Source organism: Streptomyces sp. M41 (assembly GCF_043673425.1).
In the GTDB taxonomy this organism is placed as follows: domain Bacteria; phylum Actinomycetota; class Actinomycetes; order Streptomycetales; family Streptomycetaceae; genus Streptomyces.
Map to the genome: position 1 here is coordinate 1 of NZ_JBIMKE010000016.1, position 13299 is coordinate 13299.

General features: G+C 63.2%; 10 protein-coding genes and 2 pseudogenes. 5 read left to right on the top strand and 7 right to left on the bottom strand.

Going from position 1 to position 13299, the window contains the following annotated elements:
- Positions 1-479: pseudogene (locus ACHBTE_RS20305) on the bottom strand (plasmid transfer protein); the annotation flags it as partial.
- A gap of 2 nt (positions 480-481) precedes the next feature.
- Complete coding sequence (locus ACHBTE_RS20310) at positions 482-841, bottom strand: hypothetical protein (RefSeq protein WP_394725395.1); 360 nt, start codon at positions 839-841, stop codon at positions 482-484.
- Positions 842-1026: 185 nt separating this feature from the next.
- Between ACHBTE_RS20310 and ACHBTE_RS20315 the strand changes: the two genes are divergently transcribed.
- The gene (locus ACHBTE_RS20315; RefSeq protein WP_394725396.1) at positions 1027-1386 is read left to right on the top strand and encodes a GntR family transcriptional regulator; all 360 of its coding nucleotides are present in this window, start codon (positions 1027-1029) and stop codon (positions 1384-1386) included.
- A 126-nt stretch (positions 1387-1512) separates the two neighbouring features.
- Here ACHBTE_RS20315 and ACHBTE_RS20320 read toward each other — a convergent pair whose 3' ends face one another.
- Entirely contained in the window at positions 1513-2727 is a 1215-nt protein-coding gene (locus ACHBTE_RS20320; protein ID WP_394725397.1) for a multiprotein-bridging factor 1 family protein, read from the bottom strand.
- 929 nt (positions 2728-3656) lie between these two features.
- On the bottom strand, positions 3657-4376 hold the full coding sequence (locus ACHBTE_RS20325) for a type II toxin-antitoxin system Phd/YefM family antitoxin (RefSeq protein ID WP_394725398.1): 720 nt from the start codon (positions 4374-4376) through the stop codon (positions 3657-3659).
- Positions 4377-5275: 899 nt separating this feature from the next.
- Here ACHBTE_RS20325 and ACHBTE_RS20330 point away from each other — a divergent pair.
- Positions 5276-8089: a DNA methyltransferase gene (locus ACHBTE_RS20330; RefSeq protein WP_394725399.1), complete on the top strand. Its 2814-nt coding sequence runs from the start codon at positions 5276-5278 to the stop codon at positions 8087-8089.
- Between the two features lie 207 nt (positions 8090-8296).
- Here ACHBTE_RS20330 and ACHBTE_RS20335 read toward each other — a convergent pair whose 3' ends face one another.
- Positions 8297-9589, bottom strand: coding sequence for a competence protein CoiA family protein (locus ACHBTE_RS20335; protein WP_394725400.1), 1293 nt, complete (start codon positions 9587-9589; stop codon positions 8297-8299).
- 407 nt (positions 9590-9996) lie between these two features.
- On the opposite strand from ACHBTE_RS20335, the gene ACHBTE_RS20340 reads away from it, so the two are divergent.
- The 3 genes and pseudogenes from ACHBTE_RS20340 (at position 9997) to ACHBTE_RS20350 (ending at position 11461) form a co-directional block, all read left to right on the top strand.
- Entirely contained in the window at positions 9997-10275 is a 279-nt protein-coding gene (locus ACHBTE_RS20340) for a type II toxin-antitoxin system Phd/YefM family antitoxin (protein ID WP_394725401.1), read from the top strand.
- Positions 10265-10723 (top strand): type II toxin-antitoxin system VapC family toxin, encoded by a 459-nt coding sequence (locus ACHBTE_RS20345; RefSeq protein WP_129803556.1) that lies wholly within the window; start codon positions 10265-10267, stop codon positions 10721-10723. The genes ACHBTE_RS20340 and ACHBTE_RS20345 overlap by 11 nt, the downstream gene beginning before the upstream one ends.
- Before the next feature lie 305 nt (positions 10724-11028).
- Positions 11029-11461: pseudogene (locus ACHBTE_RS20350) on the top strand (NUDIX hydrolase).
- 171 nt (positions 11462-11632) lie between these two features.
- Here ACHBTE_RS20350 and ACHBTE_RS20355 read toward each other — a convergent pair.
- Positions 11633-11992, bottom strand: coding sequence for a DUF6463 family protein (locus tag ACHBTE_RS20355; RefSeq protein WP_394725402.1), 360 nt, complete (start codon positions 11990-11992; stop codon positions 11633-11635).
- Positions 11993-12488: 496 nt separating this feature from the next.
- Positions 12489-12986: a hypothetical protein gene (locus tag ACHBTE_RS20360; protein WP_394725403.1), complete on the bottom strand. Its 498-nt coding sequence runs from the start codon at positions 12984-12986 to the stop codon at positions 12489-12491.
- Positions 12987-13299 lie beyond the last annotated feature (313 nt).

Genomic DNA, 13299 nt, shown 5'->3' on the forward strand with positions numbered 1-13299 from the left:
GCGACCGGGATACGCAGCTCGCCCCGCTCGGTCCGAGCCGGCATCTGCACCCGCTTGAGCACGTCGTAGCCGGTCGTGGCGATCTCGACCACTCCCGGCTTGATCTCGCGGGAGGTGACCTGGTGGACGCCGAAGGCGTGCCGCAGCCGGTCGACAGCCGCCGAGTAGTCGAAGGTGTCTTGTCCCGGCATCATCCGGATCCGCAACCGCAGACCCGTCCGGGTCGGCTTGATCCACATCAGGCGGGGGACGCGTTGGCGCGGAGTGTGCCATTTGAAGAGCCGGGCCAGCCACAGCCGGAACCGGGAGGCCGGAACCGTCAGGTCACAGGCATCCATGACCGACGCGTAGCGGATGCGGACCTTGGCCATGGCGTAGACGACACCGAAGGTCATCCAGAACCAGGCGGGAAAGCGCCACCGAAGCAGCAGCGCCAACCCGGCAACGTCCAGCACGACGGCGATCACTAACCACTTCACGGTCAGGCTGCCTTCAGGTTGTTCGCGCCGCCGGCGTCCACGGCGGTTACCGCGACCGCACGGAAGCTGATGCCGTGCCGCTTCTGGCCGTTGAACTCGTTCTCCCACGGCCGCGCCACCAGACCAGTCAACGCAACCGGGGTACCCATGGCCAGCTCACCGGAGATGGCCGACTCCCCCACCGTGACCTTGACTACCTCGGCGTTGCCGTTCATCACGAACAGCACGTCCAGCGTCACCAGAAGCTCACCGGTCTGCCTGTCTGCAGCCCGCTCCTGGGTCTTCTGGTTCGCGTACTTCGGCTGAGGCGGCTGAGCCACCATCAACGTCGCGCCGGCGGTGTCCACGGGGATCTGCTGCATGATGGAACTCCCTTTGATTGAGGGGCGGGGGCGGCGAATCTGCTTGGCGGTAGGAGCGCCGCCCCCAGGCTTAGACAAGTAGTGAACCTGTCTAGCTTCTCTTGTGTTACCTAGATTAGTTGCTTCATGGCTGTGCGCAAGGCCTAGGGGCAGATTTCTTTAGGTCACTTAGGTAACCTGGGGATGTGACCGTGAGCCAAGACGACCCCCGTAGCGCCTATGAGCAGGTAGCCGACGATCTTCGGAAGAAGATCGCTTCCGGAGTCCTCAAGGCTGGTCAGAAGCTCGACGGAAACGCCAAGATGGCGGAGCACTACGGCGTTGCCGCCATGACGATCCGCCATGCGCTCGACATCCTTCGAAGCGAACGCCTGATCGTCAGCCAGCAAGGGCGCGGCACGTTCGTGGCTAGTGATCCAGTAGGCACGGACTCGGCCGAGCGGGACGGCAACATGGTCGACGAGCTGAGCGAGATCAGGGCTGCCTTGGAGCTGATTAACTCGCGGCTCGATCGGCTCGAAGGCCAGGTTCGCGAGCGTCCTTGACGGAGGAAGACAGCCGATCAACACGATGAGTGGCTTCGGCGAGCTTCCGTTTGATCTCGTGCAGCTCGATCAATAACCGTGCCCTGTCCGCGACCCTCACGGCAGTCTTCCCCCTTCCAGTAGTGATCAGCTCAACTTCATGCTCGCAGCGAGACGCCTGATCTCTGTCGAGCGAGAGTGCCTGTCCGTCGACCTAAGGTCGTCCACGAGGTTGCGAGCAATCGGCCTGTTGCGCACGTGCTGAGGGGCGATCGCGTCGGCCCGCAGGATCGCATCAGCCGCAAGCGCGGGTTTGCCGTTCATCATCTGGCCGGCTGCCGTGCAGACCCAAAAGTGAGACTGACGCTCGCCCGAGGCGATGCGCGCGATGTTGACCAGCTCAGCGCGTGAGAGCACATCGCGAGGGTGCCCCAGTTCCAAGCTCACTTCCACGGCGTGGATCTCTGTATTCATGGCGTTGAACTGAGTCTGGAAGACGTTGCCGTCTTCCGATACGCCGGCTGAAGCCTGACGAGCCTCCGTCAGGTGCGACTCAGCCTCCGTGCGATCCCAGAGCCTTGACCATGCAACTGCCGCGCGAAGGTGCATTGCACCCCACAACGCACGCACTGTCTGATCATTCGTAGACAGGTGAGGTTCGAGATCATCGAGAGCCTTGCGCGCCATGTCACGGGCCGAGCCAAGTTCCCCTTCATGCAGCCAGACGCCGCAGAGATCCCAGCGTGCAGCCGCCTGGAGGACAGGTGACCCAGCCTTCTCAGCGGCCACTAGCTCCCGCTGAACAGCACTCCAGCCGAGATCATGATGTCCGAGCAGGTTGGAGGACACGCGCGCCATATGGCTTGCTCGAAGCATGAGCGCTTCAGCCCTAGCTACGTCATCCCCTTCGGCTACGTCGCACAGGACCACCAGGTCACGGAGGATCTGGGGAAGCAGGTCGCCCAGGGCCGTGAACTTCGCATCTTGCCTCAGACTCTCGGCAGCCTCCACGCGCGCCGTAAGGTCCGGAAGAGTGGGGAGTGCAGTCGTTGTGATCAGAGCCGCACCGCCGGGCATGGTCGCCTGTTGGAGAGCGAGGCGAAGGCCGGGGATGGCGGCGTGCCCGGACTCGAGTTCCGCGGTGTCATGCCGATATGGCTGACCCGTCAGCTCTATGACTTCTACGCCGAGCACTTCGGCAAGCTGGCCAAGGACGCTCATGCGATCGAGCGGGAGGCGACCGGTTTCGATCTTGGATACCCAACTGACAGACCGATCGACAGCAGCCGCCAGTTGCGCTTGATCCCAGCCGTGGCGGCGCCGTGCGCGCGCTACGCGCTGCCCTGTGCTCAGTTCAGCCATCACCATGAGTTCCCTTCGACACTACGACGGTACCCACACGGATCCGTGACGCTGTCAGTAAAAGTGACAGTCGGCGCACGAACGGTCCACTGGCGTACCGGAGTTGTGGCCTCCTCGGCATCAATGACGCCATCGCCAGCCGAGCGCGGACAGAGTTTCCCTACTTCATCAAGGCTCGCTGCGCTCGCTGGTCCGGCGGCTGACTTTGCTTGTCGATCATCGCCAACCCGACCGCCGCACACTCCGCCCAAGCGCATCAACGGCCGCTCACGGCCCCCATGCCACCGCCACCACGATCCGGCCTCGGGAGGAGAAAAACCCACCAACGGCCAGGACCTCAACGCCCTGCTCACGGGACCACGCCGCACCCCTTTCCACCCGGTTGCCTACACCCGTAGGTCGGTCGAATCGAACCGAGGGCCGCGCCAAGCGCGGCGGCGCCGGTCGGTCGCCGCCGCGCCGCCTCAATGTCTTCGCCCCGGCCGCACGTCGCCGCCCGCCCGTCGCCGCACGCAGCGGCCACATTCCAACACGGGCACGGGGCGAACGATGATCCCCAACAGTGCAGGACAAAGACGCTTTGTGTTACCGCAAGAGGCCGGATCGTGGTGGCGGTGGCATGCGGGCCGACGATGCCAGATGCGCGGGCGTTCATGCAGCCCGCTGGTCCCGCACAGGGCCGCCGGCCGGACAGCGGGCGTGGCAATGAGACGGGGAGAAACCCGCTGTGGCTGGGGCGGTCGGCTCCACGGCTTTAGGCAGCCACTTTGGGGCGAGCCTCTAAGATCATGGCCCCAACGTCGTGCTTTAACGGGCAGGTCAACGGCCTGCCCGACGCGCCGGAAGCTTACGGGGCCATGATCACTCGCCCCAAAGCAGCTCCCGCCCAAAGCCGCTACGCCAACCTCGGCGAAATTCTGCGACAACGATCAACGATCGGCCCAAAATTCTTCCCTCAGCCATTCATCCGAACCATACATTATTTCTTGGGCGGCCCCATCGCCTAAAATCGCATTCACAAAATCCGCGAGAAATAATGTCGCGGAGACCCACGTCATCAACTCATCCCAGCTAATCGGAACATCTATAGAATTACGCCACCCATGGAGGTCCTCCCCCATTTGTAGAGCCCATAGGCCACCAGCGACAATCGGTATTCCCTCGCCGGTATAGGATTCACTCCCATGTCGCTCTCGGAATAACTTTGGCATGATCAATTCCTCAAGGGAAATTCGACGCTCCGCTTCACTCTCCTCATCTTTCATAGGGAACACGAAGACATCTCCATCACTCGAGAGCTGCCCAAATGGAGCGTACAGAACCGTTATCAGGATCGCGAGTTCCCCAACTAGTTCGCTACGTTCCTTTAGCTCCTCCAATATGTCGGCGGGCATTAGTCCGGAATTAGATGTCATCATAGCTTCAACCAGGCCAATCGCCTTTCGTGTGCTCCGCGGAACCCAAATCTTCGGGCTGTCTGCACTCGGCTCGAAAGAAGGTGCGACCAAGGCTGCGGCGCGACGTCCGTTTCGAGTCAGGTACACGACGGCGCCATCTTGCTCCACCTGGTCAATTAAGCCCCTCAGGTTGGCACGTGCCTCACGAATCCCAACCTCAAGGTCAGGTTTCTCGTCGCGATCCTCAGTCATGGAGCGAGCGTAACGCATCAATCACGACCCCGCATACGTCTGAGCAAAAGCGTGTGTACACATGTGTACACACCGACCTTTGCCCTCTCCCTATGCGTTTCGGCATCCTGTGCTTGAAACGCCGCCAAGGCGATGCGAAATCGCCTCCATTAAAAGAGGCGTCGAATCCTGTAGGGGGTACCGTGATGCCTGACTCCGATAGCTCCTCTGTGTCACGGAAGAGGTGGATGCGCTCCATCATTCCTTTGACATTGGCGATCATTCAGGGATTCCTGTATTTGTCCTACCCGGTTGTAGGGCATGCAGTTTCGGCAGCTGTTGCTATCTACCTTGCCGTGGTGGATGCGACTCAACGCACGAGCCGCAATCTCACGGGAAGGCAAGTTTCTGAGACGTCACCCCAACCGTCACAAATTTGCCGAGGCGAGTGAGAGGTCACGCAGCGTTCTCGTCCGGCCCCATCGGCGTCAGGCCACCCCGCCGCCAAGGCCAGTGTGCGCAGGCCGCCGGGCCGTCCCCGGACGACGCGTGCGGTACAGCAGCGACGTACAGCAACTGCATGAACCCTCGCCGGTCATGAGTGACCCTGGCAACCTTGCTGAGCAGCCCGAGAGACCTCAGCGACCCTCGTGTCCGTAGTTCACATCGAGGGGCAGCACGACGCAAAGCCTGCACGGGGGCGCCGTCCTAAGCCCATGGACGGCGCTCTTTCGGCTTGACTCGGTCGTTGAGACTCCACCGACCTTGTCAGGTAGTCAGCCGGTTTAAGGCGATATGTTCGATTGGTGGACGCCGACAGAACTGCACGCAGCGTCGTGCCGTAACTGCCGACGCCCAGTGCACCACTTACGCAACGCAGCGTTGTTGTTTGTCACAGCATGCAGCCGTAAGATCCACCCATGGCGAAGCCCTTGTCCCTGAACGAGATCCGCATTCGCGCCGCAAGGTTTCTTGGTGAGTGGAAGAACTCGCCCGGCGATGAGCGGCAAGATGCCCAGTCGTTCGTGCGTGATCTCCTGAAGGTCTACGGCGTGACCGAGACCCGCGCTGCGTTCTACGAGAAGCGCGTCAAGAAAGCCTCTTCAGGTGGGCAGGGGTACATCGACGCCCTCATTCCAGGCTTGGCCCTGATCGAGATGAAGTCAGCGGGCAAGAATCTCGTCGTTGCCGAACAGCAAGCTTTGGACTACGTAAACGGCCTGACCGAGGTCGAGTCCCCACGCTGGATACTCACTAGCGATTTCAAGAAGTTCCGCCTTCTGGACCTGACAGCCCCCCAGGGCGAAGATATCGCTGAATGGAGCATCGAGGATTTCCCCAAGAATTCGGATCGCTTGGCGTTCTTCGCCGGTTACGGGGTGCGGCAGTTCGCTTCGCACGCGCAGGAGCAGGCCTCCATCTCGGCAGCGCAGCTCATGGCCGGCCTCTACGAGAGCCTTGAAGGCTCAGGGTACGACGATCACTCTGCCAGTGTCTTCCTGGTGCGCACGCTGTTTGCCCTATACGCCGATGACTCCGGCGTGTGGGAGCGCGACTTGTTCCTGCAGTTCCTGACCGACCGCACCAGCGAGGATGGATCCGACCTCGGCGCACAGCTATCGATGCTTTATCAAGTCATGGCTACCCCGGTCGGGGAGCGGCAAAAGAACCTCGACGAGCTTATGGCCCGCTTCCCGTATGTCAACGGCGGCGTGTTCGAGGAACCGCTGAAAATCCCAGCGTTCAACGCCGAGATGCGCGGCAAGCTCATGGACGCCGCCATGTACAACTGGTCATCCATCAGCCCCGCCATCTTCGGCTCTCTCTTCCAGGCTGTGAAAGACAAGACAGCCCGGCGCGAGCTCGGGGAGCACTATACGACCGAGACAAATATATTGAAAGTCATCGGTCCAATGTTCCTCGACGACCTGCGCCGGCGCTTCGCCGACCACCAGCATGACATCAAGAAGCTGGAAGGCCTCCGCGAGGACATGGGAAGAATGCGCTTCCTTGACCCCGCTTGCGGGTGTGGCAACTTCCTCGTCGTCGCCTACCGTGAAATGCGGGCTCTGGACTTGGCGGTCCTCGAACGACTGCAGGCACTGAGAGGGAAGGGCTGGCAAGAAGGAACCATGTTCTTCGATGAGACGCTCCTGCCAGTGCGTCTGGAGAACTTTCACGGAATCGAGCTCGAGGAGTGGCCGGCCCGCATCGCTGCCACCGCACTGCATCTGGTCGAGCACCAAGCCAACCAGGCCCTCGAGCTCGCACTGGGCGTGGGTCCTAACCCTCTGCCTCTGAATAAAATCGACACCATCCAGGTCGGCAATGCCCTCCACATGGACTGGAACTCGGTGCTGCCTGCAAGCAATGACGTCTACGTGCTGGGCAACCCACCGTTCATTGGCATGACCCGTATGACCCCGGAACAGCAGAAGGACAACCGCCTGGTGTTCACCAAGGTCGATGCGAAGGGGCTACGAACGGGACGCCTGGATTACGTGGCCTGCTGGTACGCCAAGGCGATGGATTACTTGCGCAATACAGGAGAAGCACGGGTCGCTTTTGTATCCACGAATTCCATCACTCAAGGTGAACAAGCGCGCACCATGGTTCCACTTCTAGACCGCCACGGCTTCGCCGTGGACTTTGCCCACCAGACCTTCAAGTGGACCTCCGAGGCCCCCAAGGCAGCTGTTGTCCACTGCATCGTCGTCGGCTTTTCTGGCAAGACGCGACGCGCCCGTAAGACCCGCCTGTTCTCCTATAAGGACATCGCCGGAGCACCTATTGAAAGGCCCACCAGCCGTCTCAATTTTTATTTGTCTGACGGCCCTGATTTGGTGCCAGCAAAACTGACGGCCCCTGCAGTTCAAGGCATGCCCAATGCCCACAAGGGCAGCCAACCCACCGACGGCGGACACCTACTGGTCACCGAAGCGGAGTACCCGAAAGTCGCAGCCGACCCTAACGCAGCCCCTTACTTGCGTCGCTTCGTTCAAGGCAAGGATATGTTGCAGGGTAAACCACTGCGCTGGTGCCTGTGGCTTAAAGACGCCAACCCCGCCCATATCAAAGCGTCCGCATTGCTCCATGCTCGTCTAAATGGCGTAAAGGAGGCCCGTCTGGAGTCTCCGACTGAATCAGTAAAGGAGTACGCAAACCAACCGGGCCTGTTCACGCAGGATCGCCAACCCAGCACGACCTATTTCGCCATTCCAGAGGTTTCCTCAGAGAACCGTCGATGGATCCCTGGGCGCTTCTTCACGCCTGAGACTGTAGCCGGGAATAAGCTCATCATTTTCCCCGATGCCCAGCCCTGGCACGCAGCACTTCTTCAGTCCTCCATGTTCATGGCCTGGGTTGAAATCTTCGCCGGGCGTCTCAAGTCCGACATCTCCCTGTCCCCTGGGCTGGCCTATTTCCCGATCCCATGGCCGATCCCAAACAGAAATCAGAAGACTTCACTAGCCGAGGCTTGGCAAAAGGTCGAGGAAGTACGAGCAGCTTATCCCACATCGACTCTTTCTGACCTCTACGACGAATACGCAATGCCGGACCGTCTTTTGAAAGCGCACCAGAGCCTGGATGTCGTAGTTGATGGCTTGTTCGGCGGGCGGAAAAAGCTTTCGGACAACACCGAGCGTTTGAAGGTGCTACTGACAGCCTACGAACGAATGACCACCGCCGGACAGCTCACGATGCCGAAAACCCGACGCCGGGCCAGAAGTTGAGAGGCCGGGGGGCCGCGTCGGGATCTGGCGGTTCTTCCATACTGGTGGAGCCGACGTCAGGGTGCCACGACTGCTCCCAGCGGAGATGCAGGCTTGGACCATCCGTGGACGAGATGACAACTGACACAGGTCAGTGCTCCTATGACCTGCAGCGTTACCTCAAGCCCATGCGGCCTCCGGAGCCGTGTGCACGTCGCCCCGGCGGCGCTATGCCAACAGTGCGACGACGCAGGTCCCCTCTGGGGCCGAGCAGAGCAGGGCTTGTCGATCGGCGTCGCTGGGAACAAAGATGACCATACGCGTCAAGAGCTTCCAGTCGACCCTGGAGGGGTCGGGATGCATGACTCCATATGGTCGCCCGTCGACGCAGACTGGCACGCCAGATGCCCAGTTCCAAGCGATCCATTGGGGTCTAAATGTTGGTTCCTTTCCTGTCTCTGTGCGTATCCATTGGGCAACTGCGGGGCGCAGGGCCTGCAGTGTTCCTTCTGGGAGATTCTCCTGCCACTCCTGAACCAAAATGCGGTTAGCCTCGGGCCACTTGCGGGCATCCCGTTCCAAGTTCGCCCGCGCCTGTCGTTGCTGACCCTCCCGTTCAGCTATGCCAAATCGTGTCGCGACGGCGACGTGATGCGGCGAACTCCAGACCTGAGACCAGGAGCCATCGCTCAAATAGATCTGCTCCGTAGGTTGGTGTGCCACCACGCTGCCCTCAATGACCTGCCTCACGAACGCCGGCAGCGTGACGTCCACGCGATGCCAGTCGCCATGCTCCCTCAAAGGGCACTGCCAGGGCTTCTCGTGCACGTAGCACTCTTCGATCTCAAAGGCCGCGAGTCCCGCGGTGACCTGCCAGTCTGGATCATCCGTAGGTGGAGGGGTGACCACTATCGAGGGGACGGCACCGTGCCACGGCCGCAGGCGTGTGGACACCCAGCAAACGCCAACACCATCGGCAGCAAGCCGTTGAGTGCGCGCGTCGATCTCCTGGGGCGTGATTGCGGATAGCTGCGCCTCCCATGCCATCTGGATCGCGCCATCCGGGGAGGATGACAATACGTCTGCACGCCAACGGCCTCCTGGGCCGCGCACCTCTAACTGGGCCTGGTGTCCTGCCGCACGGATGGCAATAGCCAACTCCAGCTTTAGCAGGTGGTGTTCTAGGGACTCCCCCGCCATTGCGCAGTTTGGCCCGTTTGGATCGTGTGCGAAATATCGCGTTCCCCGAGGTGAGACCTTGGCATGGACGCGATGGGCGCACTCGGGACAGGCCAGATCAATTCGCGGCCGCACTCGGTGCACTGCTTCCCAAGACCACCCACTCCCAAGATCCGTCAGCGTCGCATCCAGCAAGCCCCGTACCGCATGCCGTGCAGTCAAGGACAAGGCGTACCCCCTTGCGTCACCCATTCGGTGGGCTGTGAAGTACTCACAGCTTGTCCGTCCTGGATCGCGAAGCCAACTGCGGAGGTCGGCTCGAGCGGTCACGTGTGAGTCCATCGGGAAGATCTAGGGTCGGCGTCTTCCGACGCAGTCCGGCCCGGCCGCTACATTGCAGGCCCGTCCACGAACGGGGCCCGTGTCGAATGCGTGTCGAAGTTGGCGACTTGGGCGTCACCATCATCGAAATACCCGCAGGTCAGGGCTCACCGGCGAGAGCAGTGACCACGGCCCTTCTAAGCGCTTGGCCGCAGGTTCGAGTCCTGCCGGGGGCGCAAACAGCCTCTCACCTGCGGATACGCGCGAGGGGCTCTTCCATGTCCGGATTCACATCGCTCTATGCGCAGCGCCTTCGCCTGCCCAAGATCGTGGGCACAGACAGACCCTGCGGCGTGGCGACAACGCCTCTCGCCAGCGAGTCCACACCCGAAGCACGATGTAGCACCGGATAGCACACCGCCGCTACCATGGGCCGCATGACAGCGCAGCCCGAGATCACTCAGCGCGATCTGCGCACCCGCTCCAAAGAGATCATGGACGCCGTCCAGGGAGGACAGGCGTTCACCGTCACCCGCGACGGGCACCGTGTCGGCGAGCTGATCCCGCTCCGCCGCCGTCGCCGCTTCGTTCCCCGTGCCGAGTTCGCGGCCATGTCCCGCACCGCCCCTGACATCTCGCCGGACGCCTTCCGCGACGACCAGGACGCCGTCGTCGAGCAGGAGTTGGACGACCCGTATGCCCGTTGAGCACGAGCAAGGCCTGCTCGATACCAACATCATGATCTTGCGCAAGTGGATCGACGCCGACGAACTGCCCGCCGAGATGGCCATCAGCACCATCACCCTCGCGGAACTCTCCGCAGGCCCCCACCAGGTACGCGGCAACGACGAGCAGAGCGACTACGACGAACACGCCGAGCGGGCCCGCCGCATGGACGTCCTGCAACGCGCCGAGAACGAATTCGACCCCATCCCCTTCGACGTGGAGGCCGCCCGCCTCTACGGCAGAATCTCCGCCGCCGTCGTCTCCACAGGCCGCAAGCCCCGTCGCCGTGTGGCCGACCTGATGATCGCCGCCATCGCGGCCGCCGAGGAACTCCCCCTCTTCACCACCAACCCCGACGACTTCAAGGGCCTCGACGACTTGATCACCATCGTGCCCGTAACGCGGCCCGAGATCCTGCACGACCGGTAGCGCCGCGCCCACCCCGCCCTACACCGGCGGCCGAGGTGGTTCCGCGCCCGGGGCGGGCACCCACCGCCCGTCACTCGACCTGCGCGGAGATGACACCCGGAGCCCCGGTGACCAACACGCGCCAATACAGTCGCCCTATGCCGCCGGCACGGCCACGCTGTTCCGGGCCCAGTCGGCCACCTGGGCGGGCGGGATCCCGTCGTTCAGCCACTTCGTCAGGCGCGTGTTCCGGGTCGTGGACGCGCCGTCCGGTCGGCGACTCGAAGACGTGCGGGACCAGTGCGTGTCTCGCCCTCCGCGCGGCCCTGCAGATCGCGTTGCTCTCCGTGTCCGTGGCCGGAGTAGTGGCGCGCGAGGACGGGTGCCTCCTGGCCACCCGCCGAGCCGACAACGGCACCTGGGAACTCCCCGGCGGCATCCTCGAACTCGACGAGACCCCCGAGGCCGGCGTGGCCCGCGAAGTCCTGGAGGAGACGGGGATCCGCGTCAAGGTGGCCAAACTAACGGGTGCCTACAAGAACTTGACCCGCGGCATCGTGGCCCTGGTCTTCCGCTGCAAGCCTTCCGGCAGCACCGAGCGCGTCTCAAACGAAACCACGGCCGTCTCGTGGCTCACGCCCGACGAGGTCAGCGAGCAGCATGTCCGAGGTCTTCGCAGTCAGGCTCTTTGACGCCTTGGACGGCAGCGGCCCGTACGTACGCAGCCATGACGGGAAGCGCCTCATCCCAGCGAGATAAGACTTCCTCCCCTTCATCAAGGCGGCTCGCTCCGCTCCCCGCGCAGGCCCGACCCCCGGCCGAGCCTGCGCATCGCCACCCGCTACGAGAAGACCGCAACCATCTACCTGGCCGGACTCCACACCTCAGGCATCTTCCTCCGGTCTGCTCAATGACCCTGAACACAACGTCTCAGCCGCGCAGCGACCTGCGCAGCAGGAGGCCGCCGATCCCCACCAGGGTAGGGAAGCCGCTCTTTGGCATGGCTGCGGTGCCGATCACGCCGAAGGCGGTCAGAACGACGCCCGCGGCGCGCTGGGCCGGGATGTCCTTGTGCTCCTCCGCGGACCGGAGCAGTCGGCCGCCCATCCACAGGGTCGGCGCAGCGGCCATGAACCAGAAGGCGGCGGCGCGATCGCCCCGGTCGGGCACGGAGTTGAGAGGGTTTCCGCGAACCATGTCGGCGAACACATCGCGGTAGATCACGGCGCCGATGGCAGCGTGACCGACGCCGACAACCTGGAGGCAGCGTCCTGCTGAATGTCGCTGCATAGCCTCATCGTATGGGCCGACCTGGGCGTCCCCGGGGGCCTGGCCCGCAGGCTCGTATCAGCAGGAGGCAAGTGATCCCGTCGAAGGGAGCCGTGGAACAGAACATTGCCCGCTGATCCGAACGAAGGCCCCTAGCCCTGCCCCTGCCACCTGTCGAAGTCGAATACGTGTCGAAGGTCGATCGGCGATACACCCAGCGGCGGAAGAGACGCAGGTGGGGCAGCAGAGTGGCACACCCGACCCAGGGCACCGTGCCCCGCCATGTCGCGGACGATGTGCGGCAGGATGCCGAGACCGACCTGCCACCCTCCCTCCGCAGCCTTGTCGATCAAAGGCTTGGCTGCTTCGCCGGCCACCCGACCCGCGACAGCTGTCAGGATGCTGGTAAACGGATCCATCGGCCCATGGTGGCAGCTTCCGCCTGATACTGCGGCATTTTCCGTGAAATGCCTCTTCGGAAACAGCGCACGTCCGGCCCTCGATTTGCCGCCCGGCGTCAGGTGCCGCGGCGTTGTTCCTGGACGATCTTCATGAGGTCCGCGATGGCGGACTGGGTGTCGCGGTCGCGGCCCTCGTCGATCGCCTCGAGGGCGGCTGCCGCGGCGGTGCGTACCTGGTGCGGCAGCCCTTCGGCGGCCGTGAGTCGGTAAGCGGCCTTGCGGCGCGCCATGCGCTCGGCTGCGTCCACCGCGTCGGGGCCGGACAGGGGGAACACGGAGGCTCCGTAGGCGGAGATGCCCAGCACCATCATGTCGGCGATGCCGTCGGCGTATCCGAGCGCGGCGGCCTTGCCCTGGCCCTCCTTGATGGTCGCGACGATGCGACGGCGGGACAGGGCCGTGCCGACCGCGGCGCCGCCTCCGAGGGACAGGGCGCAGGTGACGGCCAGGAACGGCCCGCTCCAGGCGTATCCGGTGAATCCCCCGAGGACCGCGAGCGCGACCGTCCACGCTGCGGCTGTGCGGGAACTTATCTGCTCGGGCGTGGTGGCCATGGTGGCAGTGTGCCAGCAGGGGCGGACGGCACCGTAAGAGGGTTGCCCGCTCGCAGCATCAATGGTCCAAGACCCAGTTCTGCGTGCAAGTCGCCGTCGGGCACCGCGAGTTCGGGCGGATCCCCGGGTCAGCGTGCCGGCAGGAACACCGTGAGGCGTCCCCATGCCGCCATCGTGAGCACTGCGCACGGGATGATCCACACAGGTAGGCGACGCCGGTTGCCGCGCCCGCCGCGAGGAAGCCGATGACCAGCACGGCCGCGCATGTGGCGCCGACGACGCGTGATGCTCGTGATGCCCGTGACCCCTGTGA